Origin of the sequence: Luteimonas sp. gir (assembly GCF_037198055.1) — a bacterium.
Classification (GTDB): Bacteria; Pseudomonadota; Gammaproteobacteria; order Xanthomonadales; family Xanthomonadaceae; genus Luteimonas; species Luteimonas citri_A.
Window position 1 is genome coordinate 16,906 of sequence record NZ_JBBAXQ010000012.1, and the last position, 14,138, is coordinate 31,043.

Annotated in this window: 14 protein-coding genes; 7 read left to right on the forward strand and 7 right to left on the reverse strand. The window is 68.6% G+C overall.

Annotation, left to right across the window (positions count from 1 at the left end; translation table 11 throughout):
- Positions 1–5: 5 nt before the first annotated feature.
- The 7 genes from WAF18_RS14145 to ykgO all read right to left on the reverse strand — a co-directional run bounded on the left by WAF18_RS14145 (position 6) and on the right by ykgO (position 5,786).
- Positions 6–1,214, reverse strand: coding sequence for a TraB/GumN family protein (locus tag WAF18_RS14145; protein ID WP_337245672.1), 1,209 nt, complete (start codon positions 1,212–1,214; stop codon positions 6–8).
- A 4-nt stretch (positions 1,215–1,218) separates the two neighbouring features.
- Positions 1,219–1,764 carry an N-acetyltransferase family protein gene (locus tag WAF18_RS14150; RefSeq protein WP_337245673.1) on the reverse strand — a complete coding sequence of 182 codons (546 nt, stop codon included), beginning with the start codon at positions 1,762–1,764 and terminating at the stop codon, positions 1,219–1,221.
- A gap of 5 nt (positions 1,765–1,769) precedes the next feature.
- Complete coding sequence (locus WAF18_RS14155) at positions 1,770–2,672, reverse strand: carbon-nitrogen hydrolase (RefSeq protein ID WP_337245674.1); 903 nt, start codon at positions 2,670–2,672, stop codon at positions 1,770–1,772.
- Between the two features lie 91 nt (positions 2,673–2,763).
- Entirely contained in the window at positions 2,764–3,966 is a 1,203-nt protein-coding gene (locus tag WAF18_RS14160) for a serine hydrolase domain-containing protein (RefSeq protein ID WP_337245675.1), read from the reverse strand.
- 88 nt (positions 3,967–4,054) lie between these two features.
- The gene (locus WAF18_RS14165) at positions 4,055–5,095 is read right to left on the reverse strand and encodes an agmatine deiminase family protein (protein WP_337245676.1); all 1,041 of its coding nucleotides are present in this window, start codon (positions 5,093–5,095) and stop codon (positions 4,055–4,057) included.
- 4 nt (positions 5,096–5,099) lie between these two features.
- Entirely contained in the window at positions 5,100–5,423 is a 324-nt protein-coding gene (locus tag WAF18_RS14170; RefSeq protein ID WP_337245764.1) for a hypothetical protein, read from the reverse strand.
- 237 nt (positions 5,424–5,660) lie between these two features.
- Entirely contained in the window at positions 5,661–5,786 is a 126-nt protein-coding gene (ykgO, locus tag WAF18_RS14175; protein WP_005913193.1) for a type B 50S ribosomal protein L36, read from the reverse strand.
- A 107-nt stretch (positions 5,787–5,893) separates the two neighbouring features.
- Between ykgO and cmk the strand changes: the two genes are divergently transcribed.
- The 7 genes from cmk (at position 5,894) to galU (ending at position 14,082) form a co-directional block, all read left to right on the forward strand.
- Positions 5,894–6,574 carry a (d)CMP kinase gene (gene cmk, locus WAF18_RS14180; RefSeq protein WP_337245677.1) on the forward strand — a complete coding sequence of 227 codons (681 nt, stop codon included), beginning with the start codon at positions 5,894–5,896 and terminating at the stop codon, positions 6,572–6,574.
- Positions 6,575–6,838: 264 nt separating this feature from the next.
- A complete protein-coding gene (gene rpsA, locus WAF18_RS14185) occupies positions 6,839–8,527 on the forward strand; it encodes a 30S ribosomal protein S1 (protein WP_183425738.1) in 1,689 nt (562 codons plus the stop codon).
- A 63-nt stretch (positions 8,528–8,590) separates the two neighbouring features.
- A complete protein-coding gene (locus tag WAF18_RS14190) occupies positions 8,591–8,893 on the forward strand; it encodes an integration host factor subunit beta (RefSeq protein ID WP_047135970.1) in 303 nt (100 codons plus the stop codon).
- A 180-nt stretch (positions 8,894–9,073) separates the two neighbouring features.
- Positions 9,074–10,252 (forward strand): lipopolysaccharide assembly protein LapB, encoded by a 1,179-nt coding sequence (gene lapB, locus WAF18_RS14195; protein ID WP_337245678.1) that lies wholly within the window; start codon positions 9,074–9,076, stop codon positions 10,250–10,252.
- Positions 10,253–11,257, forward strand: a complete 1,005-nt coding sequence (locus WAF18_RS14200) for a glycosyltransferase family 4 protein (RefSeq protein ID WP_337245679.1) — start codon at positions 10,253–10,255, stop codon at positions 11,255–11,257. It begins immediately after the preceding gene.
- A 6-nt stretch (positions 11,258–11,263) separates the two neighbouring features.
- Positions 11,264–13,183, forward strand: a complete 1,920-nt coding sequence (locus WAF18_RS14205; RefSeq protein WP_337245680.1) for a nucleoside-diphosphate sugar epimerase/dehydratase — start codon at positions 11,264–11,266, stop codon at positions 13,181–13,183.
- Positions 13,180–14,082: a UTP--glucose-1-phosphate uridylyltransferase GalU gene (gene galU, locus WAF18_RS14210; protein ID WP_337245681.1), complete on the forward strand. Its 903-nt coding sequence runs from the start codon at positions 13,180–13,182 to the stop codon at positions 14,080–14,082. Before WAF18_RS14205 ends, galU begins: the two co-directional genes overlap by 4 nt.
- Positions 14,083–14,138: the final 56 nt, after the last annotated feature.

A 14,138-nucleotide genomic window follows, 5' to 3' on the forward strand; every position in this document is an offset into this window, starting at 1 on the left:
GGCGGTCAGTGCAGCAGCTTGCCGAAGATCCGAAGACCGGCCACCCACACGCCGATACTCGACCCCAAGTTGGTGAACAGGAAGTTGAGGATCGTCCGCGAGACGCGGTTGCGGTACCAGCCGCGGAACGTGCCGGCATCGTCGCGCAGGGCCAGGAAGTCGCCATAAGCGGGCTTGCGCATGTGCGCCTCGATCAGCGCACTGAACAGGCCGGGCGAAACGCCCGGTGGGCGGAACGGCTTGAGGGGCGCGGCAATCGCCGCGGCCAGGATACCCAGCGGATGCGCGGCGGCGGCGATCGCGCCCAGCGCCGCGAATACGGCGGTGATCAGCACCCATTCCTCGAGCAACTGGCGGCCGACGTCGGCGCCGCCATGCCAGTAGCCCCAGCCGATCATCGCCAGGATCAGGGCCATCAGCAGGGTCGTGAACCACGGGAACCGACGCGTGCTCGGCGCCTGTTCCAGATCAGCGCGGATCTCCGATGGCGCCTGCGTATCTTCGGCAAGATGGCGCGCGATGCCGGCCAAGTGACCGGCGCCGACGACCGCCAGCACCTCGCGGGCCTGACCGACATCGCCGCGCAGGCGCGCGGCCATGTAGCGGTCGCGCTCGGCGATGATGGTCTCGTAGAGCTTGGGATCGCTGCGGGCAAAATCGCCAAAGCTCGACTCGAGCATGTCGCCCTGCTTGAGCTTCTCGATTTCGTCCTCGCCCATTTCCTCGTTGGTCAGCAGGCCCGACATCAGGCTGGTACCGAGCCGGAGCTTGCCCATCAGCCCGAGCCGTGACGAGGTGCGGCGGAAGGTCAGGCCGACATCGCGGTCGATCAGTGCGACCGGCAGGCCGCGCGCATCGGCGAGGGCGACTGCGCGCTTGAGCTCGGCACCCGGCTCGATGCCGAGTTGCTCCGCGAGTCGGCGCTGGTAGGCCGACAGCGCCAGATTGGCGGCAAACAGCGCGACCCGGCCCTTGCGGATCACGTCGACCAGATTGAGCTTGCCCAGCGCGTCGGGGTCGGTGATCGCCTGCAGGCGCTGCGGGTCGAGTTCGACCGCCACCGTGTCGAACGCGCCGCTGCCGATCGCGTCCTCGACCGCCTCCACGCTGACTTTCGAGACGTGGGCGGTGCCCAGCAGCGTGTAGCGCACACCGTCGCGCTCGACGATCGCGTGCGGCTGCGTCTGCCAGGACGGGGAGGCGGAATCGGTCATCGGGTCATTCGTCTTCGGGTGGGGTGGTGGTGCCGTCGCCCAGCGCGCGCTGCATCAAGATGGTGTCGAGCCAGCGGCCATGCTTGCGGCCCGAGCCGGGCAACACGCCGACGGTCTCAAATCCCAGGCGCGCGTGGAACCGGACCGACGGGCCGTCCTGCGGCGGGCCGATCACCGCGATCATCTGGCGGAAGCCGCGCTGCGCGCAGGACTCGATCAGCGCGTCCATCAGCCGACGTCCGACGCCCTGGCCGTGCAGCGCCGGCACGACGTAGACCGAGCTTTCGACGGTGAAGCGATAGCCGATGCGCGCGCGGAAACTGCCGGCATAGGCATAGCCGGCAAAGCGGCCGTCGAGTTCTGCGACCAAATACGGAAAGCCGGCCTGGCGCAGCGCCGACCAGCGCCGGCGCATCTCGTCGCTGTCCGGCGCGTCGTACTCGTAGGTGGCCACGCCGTCGACGACCTCCCGCGCATAAAGCGCGGCGATCGCGTCCAGGTCGCCGTCGGTCGCGTCGCGGATCAGGACGCCGGAGGTGGGGGCGGCCACCGGCGTCAGTCGATATAGCGCTTGAGCAGATCGCCGTAGGCGTCGATCCTGCGGTCGCGAAGGAACGGCCAGATCCGGCGCACATGCTCGCTGCGCCCCAGATCCACCTCGCAGGTCAGCAGCGTCGGATCGCCGCCGGCCTGCGCAAGGAACTCGCCCTGCGGGCCGAGCACGTGGCTGTTGCCCCAGAAGTCGATGCCGGCCGCACCCAGCGGCGAGGGCTCGTGGCCGACCCGGTTGCAAGAGAGCACCGGCAGGCCATTGGCCACCGCGTGCCCGCGGTGGCTGAGGATCCAGGCATCGCGCTGGCGGGTCTTTTCGGCGTCGTCGTCGCTCGGATCCCAGCCGATCGCGGTCGGGTAGAGCAGCAGGTCCGCGCCGGCCAGCGCCATCAGGCGGGCGGCCTCGGGGTACCACTGGTCCCAGCACACCAGCAGGCCGAGCCGGCCGACCGAGGTGTCGATCGGCTTGAATCCCAGATCGCCCGGAGTGAAATAGAACTTCTCGTAGAAGCCCGGATCGTCGGGGATGTGCATCTTGCGGTACTTGCCCGCCAGGCTGCCGTCGGCGTCGAACACCACCCCGGTATTGTGATACAGGCCGGCGGCGCGGCGCTCGAACAGCGAACTGACCAGCACCACCTGGTGCTGGCGGGCGAGCGCGGACAGGCGCTCGGTGCTCGGCCCGGGGATCGGCTCGGCCAGGTCGAACGCGTCGACGTTCTCTTCCTGACAGAAGTACGCGCCGTTGTGCAGTTCCTGCAGCAGCACCAGCCGCGCGCCCTGCGCGGCCGCCTCGCGCACGCGCGCCTCGATGATCAACAGGTTGGCCTCGGCGTTGTCGGCGCCGCGATCGATGATGGCGCGTTCCTGGATCAGCGCGACGGGCAGGGTGGTCTTGCGGGTCATGGCGGCAGCGATGCGGGACTTGAAAAGGCCGACCATGCTAACGCGGATGAGCGCGTGCGCCCGCGCGCCGGCCACCGCCGTTCAGAGCGCGTCAAAGCGTGGCTGCGAGCGCGACAACGTCGGCGGTGAAGCTCGGATAGTCCAGCGCCGGCGCATGCGGGGTGTCGCGGCGCCGGATCTGCCGCACCGCGACCAGGCGCTTGTCGGGCACGACGACGATGTACTGTCCGAGGAAGCCCTCGGCGGCGTAGGCCACCACCGGCCCGGTGTCCTCGTCGAACAGATCGGCGCGCACGATGCCGCGCTCGCTGACCTCGCGGGCATAGATCGCCGGCCAGTCGTCGCCCAGCAGTTCGCCGAGCGCGGTCCGCAGGCCGGCGGTGCCTGCCAGCGGCTTGTCGCGCAGTTGCGCCAGAGCCTCAATCCAGCGCGGGTCGGCCCCGCGTGTGCGGGCGGCATCGATGGCCTCGGGGCGCAGGCGCAGGACCTGCCAGGCCGGAATCCGCCACCACAGCAGGCCCACGCGCGCCGAATGCGGTCCCGGCGTGAACAGCGCGGTGACGAACCCTTCGGGCAGCAAGCGCTTGCCGTCCGGGGTCACGCCGTCGTCGAGCAGCAGACGGCCGATCTTGGCCGCATCGTGCGCGGTCAGCGGCAGGCCGGCCATGCCATGCGGCTGGCCCGATGCATCCCGATACCAAGGGCCCGGCACGATCCCCAACGGCTGGAACAGCCGCTCGTTCAGATAGACGTCCATCGGCCGTCCCGCGGCCTTGCCGATCACACCGGCCAGCAGGTTGGTCGCCTTGTTGTTGTAGGCGAAGACCTCACCCGGCGGCGTCGACAGTTCGGCGGCGAGCGCGAGCTGTACGGCGTCGGGGGCAGGGTAGATCTCCTCGCCGGCATTGGGCGCGTTCTGCAGGCCCGAGGTGTGGTTGAGCAGCATGCGCACGGTGATGTCGCGCTTGCGTCCCTGCGCCCATTCGGGGAAGAAGGTGTGGACGGGCGTGTCGAGCGAGTCCAACTTGTCGTCGGCCAGCAGCAGGCCGACGCCCAGCGCCACCACCGACTTGGTCGCCGACATCAGTTCGATCGGTGCGCGCGCCGGATCGGTGGCGGTGTCGGCCAGCACGCGACCGTCGTGGACGATCAGCAGCGCATCGGATTCGGCGGCCGTCGAGGCCGCCTGCAACCGCGCCAGTGCGTCGGCGGTGGTGTCCTGGCCCGGCGCGGATGCCAGGGCCGCGGCGGACATCAGGAAGGCCGCGATGGCCGCGAGCACGGTGCGAGGCATCGAAAGCACTCCAGGCGGCGGGCCAGAGTGACGACACGTGTAGCCACGCTCCAGTGCCGTTGGTCATGGCCGCTCGCGACCGCGCAGCTCAGCCGGCGAGCAGGCCCTGTGGCAACTGCATGGTGATGCAGTGCAGGCTGCCGTTCTGCCAGATCAACGGGCGGCAGGGCACCTGCACGATCTCCCGCCCTGGATATGCCCGCGCCAGTACGGCGGCGGCGGCCTCGTCGGCCGGGTCACCGTAGGCGGGCATCAGCACCGCACCGTTGAGGATCAGGTAGTTCGCATAGCTGGCCGCCAGGCGACGGCCCTGGTCGAGGATCGGCCGCGCCCACGGCAGCGGGAACAGCCGATACGGCGCGCCATCGGAGGTGCGCAGCGCGGCGATCTCGTCGGCCATTGCCTGCAGTTCGGCGTGGTGCGGATCGTCCGCGTCATCGCAGGCCTGGAAGACGATCGCATCGTCCGGCGCGAACCGGGCGAGGGTGTCGATGTGCGCATCGGTGTCGTCGCCTTCGAGGTAGCCGTGGTCGAGCCACAGCACGCGGTCCTGCGCCAGCCAGTCCGCCAGTCGCGCGCTCAGTACGTCACGCGAGGTCTCGGGGTGGCGCTCGTGCAGGCAGCGCCAGGTCGTGAGCAGCGTGCCGGCCCCGTCGGTCTCGATCGCGCCGCCCTCCAGGGCGAAGTCGATCTGCCGGCGCTGGGCGCGGCCTTCGAACAGGCCGGCCGCGTGCAGATGCCCGACCAGCAGGTCGTCGCGGCTGGCTTCGAACTTTCCGCCCCAACCGGTGAAGCGGAAGTCGTTGAGGACGAACGCATCGCCGCCGACGAGAGTGATCGGCCCCGAATCGCGCAGCCAGGTATCGTCGTAGGCCGCCTCGACGAAGCGTACGCGGTCCATGTCGACCCGGTTGGACGCCAGGCGCACATAGGCGTAGCTGTGGACGTCCTCGTCCGGTACGCAGATCACGACCGGCTGGAAGCGGGTGATGGCCGCGACCAGTGCGATATAGGTGTCCTCGACCTCGCCCAGGCGCTCGGCCCAGTCGGTGTCTTCGGTCGGCCAGGCGATCAGGATGGCGGACTGGGGTTCCCACTCCGCGGGGAAGCGCATTGCGGTCTTGGTCATGGACTCAACGGATGGCGGGCTTGGGGCCGATCTCGGACGCGGTCGCGCGATTGGCGACCGTGTCGACGACCCGGTTGCGTTCGAAATAGACGGTGAAGGCGGGGTAGACCCAGCGATGGATCGTCGGCCATTGCCGCTTCTGTCCGCCGCGCGGTTCGAGCCGCTGGGACGGTGCGCCGAAGTCGGCCTCGACCTGGGCCATGGTCATGCCGCGTGCGGGGACGGCCAACCCGGCCGGCTGACGGCTGCGGTCGACCAGCAGGGTGTCGGCCGTGGCCGGTGCGGTGCCGAGCAGCAAGGCGGCGCCCAGTGCGGCGGCTGCGAACATCGTGACGGTGGAACGCGACATGACGGACTCCTGGCCTGCGAACGGGAAGGACGTGGCCGGGAACCCGGCCGCATGGCCGCTGTGTAGCAGACCCGCGGCGACGGCGCTGCATGCGGCCGGCGCCGATACGACGAAGGGCCGCATCGCTGCGGCCCTCGCGTGCCGCGCCGGGCCCCGGAGGGCTGGCGCAGGATTGCCGGAAAACACGGCGCAGGGCGCGCGTGCTCCGCCTCGCTCTTAGCGCTGACGCGCCTTGAAACGGGGGTTGGACTTGCAGATCACGAAGACCTTGCCGCGGCGACGCACAACCTTGCAATCGCGGTGGCGGGTCTTCGCCGACTTCAGGGACGACAGGACCTTCATGACAAACCTCTGGGATGGGATACGAACGGCAAGCCGGCTATTCTAGCGGCTTATTTCCACCTGATTCAAGCGCTTGGGCCCTCGGGCGCCTGCGCAGGAGACGCATTATGACGGCCGAGGTGCCAGTGTTGACGATCGACGGGCCCTCCGGGTCGGGCAAGGGCACGATCAGCCGGGCGGTCGCACAGCGGCTGGGCTGGCATTACCTGGACTCGGGGGCCTTGTATCGGGCGGTCGCCGTGGCGGCCGGCTGGGCCGATCTCGACTTGGGCGATGCCGGCGCGCTGGTGCGCTGCGCCTTCGATACCACGATCGCCTTCCGCGACGATGCCTTTGGCGAGCCGCGGGTGATCGTCAACGGGCACGACGCCACCGACGAGCTGCGGACCGAGACCGCAGGTGCCGCGGCTTCGGCGATTGCGGCCATTCCCGAGGTCCGTGCGGCGCTCAAGGACCGGCAGCGCGCATTCAGGACGCCGCCGGGGCTGGTCGCCGACGGGCGCGACATGGGCACGGTCATCTTTCCCGACGCGCGCTGGAAGGTGTTTCTGACCGCCAGTGCCGAGGAACGCGCCGAACGCCGCTATAAACAGTTGAAGGGCAAGGGGGTTTCGGTGACAATGGACGGTCTGCTGCGCGAGATCCTCGCGCGTGACGCCCGCGATGCCAGCCGCGCAGTGGCGCCGTTGCGGCCGGCCGAGGAGGCCGTCCGCATCGACACCACGGGCCTGGGCATCGAGGCCGTCGTGGCGCAGGTGCTGGCGCTGCTGCCGGCGCGCATGGACTGAACCCCGGTCCCGCGCGCCTGCCGCCGCCGGCGCGTCCAGCAGTCGCATGCCCCCGGACGGAGCGTCCGGTCGCATGCCGCAGCCGCAACACCGCGTCATCGCTCCAACGGTTCCGGCATCGCGCCCAAGGCGCGGCGCCGGGTGTTCTTCCATGCCAACACTCACGGCCCTGCAATCCCGCGACGGCCGATCAACGGGTGGACCTGACGGTACCGCGCTTCGTCGCTGGCCGGCCCGGTCCGACATCAACCAGGTATTCACCAAATGACCGAATCATTCGCAGAACTGTTCGAACAGAGCCAGACCAACCTGGCCAAGCTCAAGCCGGGCGCCATCGTCACCGGCGTCGTGGTGCAGGTCCGCACCGACGTCGTCGTGATCAACGCCGGCCTGAAGTCCGAAGGCATCGTGCCGATCGAGCAGTTCCGTAACGAGGCCGGCGAGATCGACGTGGCCGAGGGCGACACCGTCAAGGTGGCGCTGGACTCGCTCGAAAACGGCTTCGGCGAGACCGTGCTGTCGCGCGAGAAGGCCAAGCGCGCGATGGTGTGGGACGAGCTCGAGGAAGCGCTCGAGAAGAACGAGACCATCACCGGCCGCATCAGCGGCAAGGTCAAGGGCGGCTTCACCGTCGACATCAAGGATGTCCGCGCGTTCCTGCCCGGCTCGCTGGTCGACGTGCGCCCGGTCCGCGACCCGGTCTACCTCGAGGGCAAGGAACTCGAGTTCAAGCTGATCAAGCTCGATCGCAAGCGCAACAACGTCGTCGTCTCGCGCCGCGCGGTCGTCGAGAGCGAGCACTCCGAAGAGCGCGAAGCGCTGATGGAGAAGCTGGTCGAGGGCGCCGTGCTCAAGGGCGTGGTCAAGAACCTCACCGACTACGGCGCGTTTGTCGACCTGGGCGGCATCGACGGCCTGCTGCACATCACCGACATGGCCTGGAAGCGCGTGCGCCATCCGTCCGAAGTGGTGGAAGTGGGTCAGGAGCTCGAAGTGCGCGTGCTCAAGTACGACCGCGAGCGCAACCGCGTCAGCCTCGGCCTCAAGCAGCTGGGCGAGGATCCGTGGGACAACATCTCGCGCCGTTATCCGTCCAACACCCGCGTGTTCGGCAAGGTCTCCAACGTCACCGATTACGGCGCGTTCGTCGAGATCGAGCCGGGCGTCGAGGGTCTGGTGCACGTCTCGGAGATGGACTGGACCAACAAGAACGTCAACCCGTCCAAGGTGGTGCAGGTCGGTGACGAGGTCGAGGTCATGGTGCTCGACGTCGACGAAGAGCGTCGCCGCATCTCGCTGGGCATCAAGCAGGTCACCAGCAACCCGTGGGAGACCTTCGCTGCGATCCACAAGAAGGGCGACAAGGTCGACGGCCAGATCAAGTCGATCACCGACTTCGGCATCTTCATCGGTCTGGACGGCGGCATCGACGGCCTGATCCACCTGTCGGACATCGCCTGGAACTCGACCGGCGAGGACGTGGCCCGCAACTTCAAGAAGGGCGACACCCTCGAGGCTGTCGTGCTGGCGGTCGATCCGGAGCGCGAGCGCATCTCGCTGGGCGTCAAGCAGCTCGAGCAGGATCCGCTGGGCCAGTTCATGGCCAACAACCCGCGTGGCTCGAAGGTCTCGGGCACCGTGAAGGAAGTCGACGCCAAGGGTGCGGTCATCGACCTGGGCGAGGGCGTGGAAGGCTACGTGTCGGCGCGCGACATCAGCGACCAGCGCATCGACGATGCCAGCCAGCACCTGAAGGTCGGCCAGGAGATCGAGGCCAAGTACTTCGGCATGGACCGCAAGACCCGTTCGCTGCAGCTGTCGATCCGCGCCAAGGACGAGGCGGAGACCGCCGAGACCCTGGCCGAGTACAACAAGCAGGCCTCGGACGCGTCGAGCGGCACCACCAAGCTGGGCGCGCTGCTGCGCGAGCAGCTGGGCAACAAGTCGGAGTAATGCGTTCGGCGCCGGTCCGGGGGTCGTCCCCGGGCCGGCGTTTGCGCATCTGCAAGCAGAGACATGACGAAGTCGGAACTCATCGAGCTGCTGACCCAGCGGCAGGCCCACCTCAAGGGCGAGGACGTCGACCTGGCGGTCAAGGCCATGCTCGAAATGATGGGCGGCGCGTTGGCGGCGGGCGATCGCATCGAGGTCCGTGGCTTTGGCAGCTTCTCGCTGCATTTCCGTCCACCGCGGACCGGCCGCAATCCCAAGACCGGCGACGCTGTGGCGCTGCCGGGCAAGCACGTCCCGCATTTCAAGCCGGGCAAGGAACTGCGCGATCGCGTCAGCGACGTGCAACCGCTGCCCGCGGACGAGTGAGCGCGCCAAGGCGCGCCGTTTCTTTCTTCCTGGTGCCGCCGCACATGGTTGGCACCGCCGATCCCCGAGCGGTTAGGATCGACGACGGCCAGTCGACCGTCGTCGCGATGCCGTGGTCGCGTGTGTCGGCCGCGCCGCGCGACGTGGACGCAAGACGACCTTCCTGATGGAGCGTGATCCATGGCGTTTGTCACCGAGTGGTTCTGGTTCTTCCTTCTGCTGCCGATCGCGGCGCTCAGCGGCTGGGTGATCGGGCGACGCGGCGGCGAGCGGCACAGCGACACCCAGGTCAGCCGGCTGTCGACGACCTATTTCCGCGGTCTCAACTACCTGCTCAACGAACAGCCCGACAAGGCGATCGAGCTGTTTCTGCACATCGCCGAGCTCGACAAGGACACGTTCGAGACCCAGGTCGCGCTTGGCCATCTGTTCCGTCGGCGCGGCGAGGTCGATCGTGCAATCCGCCTGCACCAGGGGCTGGTGCAGCGTCCCGATCTCAACGACCAGCAGAAGGTGCAGGCGCTGCTGGCACTGGGCGAGGACTACATGAAGTCCGGCTTGCTCGACCGCGCCGAAACGGTGTTCAGCGATCTGGCCCGCATCGACCAGCGGGCGCCGCATGCGCTGCGCCACCTGATCGGCATCTACCAGGCCGAGCGCGACTGGGCGAAGGCGATCGAGAATGCCACCCGCTACGAAGCGGCGACCGGTGAGCCGATGGGCAAGCTGATCGCGCAGTTCGAATGCGAGCTGGCCGATCGCTACCGCTCGGCCGGCAACCCCGACGAGGCGCGTGCGGCGGTCGCGCGCGCGTATGCCGCGGATTCGGGCTCTGTGCGCGCCGGGATCCTCGAGGGCCGGATCGAGATCGATGCCGGCAACGATGTCGCGGCGATCCGCGCGTTCGAGCGCGCAGCCCGCCACGATCCCGATTTCCTGCCCGAGATCCTCGGGCCGCTGCTGGCGGCCTACGAGCGGGTCGGCGACACGCCCGGCGCGCGCAACTTCCTGTCGCAGATGACCGAGCACTACCCGGGCGTGGCGCCGGTCCTCGCGCTTACCCGGCTGGTCGAACAGGAGGAGGGCGTGCATGCGGCGCGCACCTACCTGGCGCGCCAGCTCAAGGACCGGCCCTCGGTCCGCGGCGAGGCGGCGCTGATCGATCTCACGCTCGCCGACGGGGTCGACCATGCCGGCACGCTGCAGGAACTGCGGCTGATCACCGAGCAGTTGCTGGTACGCAATCCCAGCTATCGCTGCAAACAGTGCGGCTTTGGCGCGCGCAGCCATCACTGGCAGTGTCCCAGCTGCAAGGAGTGGGGCACGATCAAGCCGCTGCTGAACTACGCCGTGGTCTGAGTGCAGCCGCAGGCGCTCATCGCAGTCGCCGCCCTGGCCCTGGTCTCGGCGTCGGCGGGGACTTGGCTGGCGCGTCGCTACGCACTGTCGCGCCAGTTGCTCGACGCCCCGGGCGAACGACGCAGCCACGTGGTGCCGACCCCGCGTGGCGGCGGTATCGCAATCGTGGTCGTGATGCTGGGCGTACTCGCATGGACGGCCTGGCAGGCGGCCTTCCCCGGCGTGCCCCTGGCCTTGCTGGCCGGCTTGGTGCTGGTCGCCGGCATCGGCTGGGTCGACGACCACCGGCCGTTGTCGCCGTGGTCGCGGCTGGCGGTCCACGCGGTGGCCGCGGCGCTGTTGGCGGTCGCGGTGGTCCATGCTGGTCAGCCGGTGTGGTGGGGGGCGGCGGTGTTCGTGCTGGCGGTCGGCCTGATCAATGTCTGGAACTTCATGGACGGGATCGACGGCATCGCCGCCAGCCAGGCGATGCTGGTTACCGTGGCCGTTGCGTGGGCCGCCGGGTCCTGGGGCGTGGCCGGCATGCTGGCGATCGCGCTGCTGGCCGCGTGCGGCGGCTTTCTACCGTTCAACTGCCCGAAGGCGCGGATCTTCCTGGGCGATGTCGGCAGCGGCAGCCTCGGCTTCGTGCTGGCGGGCCTGATCGCGGCGGCCTCGCTGGAGATCGGTCACCCTGCGGTCTGGGCGCTGGCTTTTCCGCTTGCGCCGTTCCTGATTGACGCGTCGTTGACACTCGTTTCACGCATGCTGCGCGGCGAACGCTGGTGGACGCCGCATGTCCAGCATGTCTACCAGCGCGCTGTGCAGGCCGGGCATCCGCATGCGAGGGTCGCCGCAGGCTATGCGGCGCTGTCGATGGTCGGGGTGCTGGCGTGCGGATTGCTCGCCGGGCACGGTCGCCCGGTTATCATCGGAGCCTTGGTCGCATGGTATTTGCTCATTGTCTCCGTCTGGTGCGCGGTTCGCGTCCGCTTGCTCGCCGGGCAACGTTGCCCTCAAGGATGAATCCCGATGCATGATGTAAGGACCCGTCTCGGCGTCCTGGGACCCCGCTTGGCGGTGGTCGTGCACGACCTGACCATGGTGTGGCTGTGCTGGGTCGGCCTGCACCAGTTCCGCTTTTCAGTAATGGCGCAGGCACCTGCGTTCTCGCCGCTGTCGGTCGAAGTCGCACTGATCTTGTTGGCGCAAGGCGTGATCTTCTGGCGCGTGGGTCTATATCGCGGTGTTTGGCGTTTCGCCAGCATTCCCGACCTGCTCAACATCGTGAAGGCGTCGGTGCTGGGCCTGCTCGCGATCCTGCTGGTGCTGTTCGTCTATAACCGGCTCGATCTCGTCCCGCGCAGCGTGCTGATCGTCTACCCGTTGCTGCTGGCAGCGTTGCTGGGCATGCCCCGGCTGCTGTACCGCGCCTGGAAGGACCACGGCAGCGTGCGGCTGGACCAGACCGCGACCCGGGTGCTGATCCTCGGGGCCGGTCAGGCCGGCGAGACCTTGGTGCGCGATCTGCGCCGGACCGGCGCCTACGATCCGGTCGGCTTCCTCGACGACGCGCCGAAACTGCGCGGCAGCCAGTTGCAGGGCGTGCCGGTGCTCGGCCGGGTCGAGGACGTGGAGCGGATCGCCCCGGAGACCGCTGCCAAGCTGCTGGTCATCGCGATGCCGTCGGCCGATGCCGCGGCGATGCGCCGCGTGGTCGCGGCCTGCGAACGGACGGCGCTGCCGTTCCGAACCGTGCCCCGGCTCGACGACCTGCTCGAAGGCCGCTCGCTGCCGGGCGAACTGAAGGAAGTCGCGATCGAGGACCTGCTCGGCCGCAAGCCGGTGCTGCCTGACTGGAAGGCGATCCGCGGCTGGCTCCGCGGGCGCTGCGTGCTGGTGACCGGTGCCGGTGGTTCGATCGGCTCGGAACTGTGCCGGCAGTGCGCGCGCCATGGCGCCGCGCAGATCGCGTTGGTGGAGATCGACGAACTCGCGCTGACCCGCATCGAGGCTGAGCTGCGGCGTGATTTTCCGCATATCCGGGTGACGCCAGTGCTCGGCGACTGTGGCGATCCCGCGGTGATGGCGCATGCGATGCGGCTGTCGTCGCCGGATGCGGTTTTCCATGCCGCGGCCTACAAGCAGGTGCCGGTCCTGGAGCAGCAACTGCGCGAGGGCGTGCGCAACAATGTGCTGGCCACCCGCAATGTCGCCCGTGCGGCGGTCGAGCACGGCGCGAGCACGTTCGTGTTGATCTCCACTGACAAGGCAGTCGATCCGGTCAACGTCCTCGGTGCGACCAAGCGCCTGGCCGAGATGGTCTGTCAGGACCTGGCGAGCGCCGGCGGGACCGGCTTTGTGACCGTGCGCTTCGGCAATGTGCTCGACTCGGCCGGCAGCGTGGTGCCGCTGTTCCGCGAACAGATCCGGCGCGGCGGCCCGGTGACGGTGACCGACCCCGAGGTGACCCGCTACTTCATGACCATCCCCGAGGCCTGCCAGCTGATCATGCAATCGGTCGCGATCGGTGCCTCGCAGGCCGTCTACACGCTCGACATGGGCGAGCCGGTCTCGATCCGCCTGCTGGCCGAGCAGATGATCCGCCTCGGCGGCAAGCAACCCGGCCGCGATGTCGCGATCGTCTACTCGGGTCTGCGCCCAGGCGAAAAGCTGCACGAGACCCTGTTCCACGCCGACGAGCGCTATCGGCCCACCGTGCATCCGAAGATCTTGCAGGCCGAGGCGCGTCCCGTGCACCCCGACAAGCTGGCTGCGGCGCTGGCGCGCCTCGAAGATGGTGTCGCGCGTTACGACCTCGAGCAACTGGGCGCGACGCTGCGCGATGCCGTTCCCGAGTTCAAGCCGGCCGCCGCGGATGCGGCGCTGCAGCGCACGAGTACCACAGCGACCATCGTCGCCTTTCCCCCACGACACGCGAGACAACCATGACGCAAAGGATTCGAAAGGCGGTGTTTCCCGTCGCCGGCCTGGGAACGCGGTTTCTGCCCGCGACCAAAACGGTGCCTAAGGAAATGCTGCCGATCGTCGATCGCCCGCTGATCCAGTACGCGGTCGACGAGGCGATCGAAGCCGGTTGTGACACGCTGGTATTCGTCACCAACCGCTACAAGCACGCCATCGGCGACTACTTCGACAAGGCCTACGAGCTCGAGGATCGTCTCGAATCCTCCGGCAAGCACGAACTGCTGGAGAAAGTGCGCCGGCCGCTGCCCGACGGGGTCCGCGCGATCTTCGTGACCCAGCCCGAGGCGCGCGGACTGGGTGATGCGGTCCTGTGCGCACGCCCGGTGGTTGGCGACGAGCCGTTCGCCGTGATGTTGCCCGACGACCTGTTGTGGAACCGGGGCGGCGATGGCGCGCTCAAGCAGATGGCCGATGCGCATGCGCAGACTGGGGCGAGCATGATCGCGGTCCAGGACGTGCCGCCGGAGAAGACCGCCAGCTACGGCATCGTGGCCACCGATGCGTTCGAGGGTCGGCATGGCCGCATCCACTCGATGGTCGAGAAGCCCAAGCCCGAGGACGCACCGAGCACGCTGGCGGTTGTTGGCCGCTATGTGCTCGATGGACGCATCTTCGCGCTGCTCGAGCAGACCCAGCCGGGGGCGGGCGGGGAGATCCAGCTCACCGACGCCATTTCGGCCCTGCTCGCCGAAAAGCCGGTGCATGCCTACCGCTTCCGCGGCACACGCTTCGACTGCGGCACGCACCTGGGGCTGATCGAGGCGACGATCCGTTACGCGCTCGACAACGAAAAGCTCAGCGAGCCGGCCGCGGCGCTGATGCGCAATGCGCTTGACGAACTCGGCGTCCGCGACCTCGATTGACCGCGCAGGCCACGGGTTCGCTTGCGCCTGGCTGCGTGAGCGGGCCCGTTTCGCGC

Coding starts and splice junctions, on each gene's coding strand:
- WAF18_RS14190 (WP_047135970.1), top strand. CDS start 8,591: ATGACGAAGTCGGAACTCATCGAGCTGCTGACCCAGCGGCAGGCCCAC.
- lapB (WP_337245678.1), top strand. CDS start 9,074: ATGGCGTTTGTCACCGAGTGGTTCTGGTTCTTCCTTCTGCTGCCGATC.
- ykgO (WP_005913193.1), bottom strand. CDS start 5,786: ATGAAGGTCCTGTCGTCCCTGAAGTCGGCGAAGACCCGCCACCGCGAT.
- WAF18_RS14170 (WP_337245764.1), bottom strand. CDS start 5,423: ATGTTCGCAGCCGCCGCACTGGGCGCCGCCTTGCTGCTCGGCACCGCA.
- cmk (WP_337245677.1), top strand. CDS start 5,894: ATGACGGCCGAGGTGCCAGTGTTGACGATCGACGGGCCCTCCGGGTCG.
- WAF18_RS14145 (WP_337245672.1), bottom strand. CDS start 1,214: ATGACCGATTCCGCCTCCCCGTCCTGGCAGACGCAGCCGCACGCGATC.
- WAF18_RS14160 (WP_337245675.1), bottom strand. CDS start 3,966: ATGCCTCGCACCGTGCTCGCGGCCATCGCGGCCTTCCTGATGTCCGCC.
- WAF18_RS14165 (WP_337245676.1), bottom strand. CDS start 5,095: ATGACCAAGACCGCAATGCGCTTCCCCGCGGAGTGGGAACCCCAGTCC.
- WAF18_RS14205 (WP_337245680.1), top strand. CDS start 11,264: ATGCATGATGTAAGGACCCGTCTCGGCGTCCTGGGACCCCGCTTGGCG.
- rpsA (WP_183425738.1), top strand. CDS start 6,839: ATGACCGAATCATTCGCAGAACTGTTCGAACAGAGCCAGACCAACCTG.
- WAF18_RS14155 (WP_337245674.1), bottom strand. CDS start 2,672: ATGACCCGCAAGACCACCCTGCCCGTCGCGCTGATCCAGGAACGCGCC.
- galU (WP_337245681.1), top strand. CDS start 13,180: ATGACGCAAAGGATTCGAAAGGCGGTGTTTCCCGTCGCCGGCCTGGGA.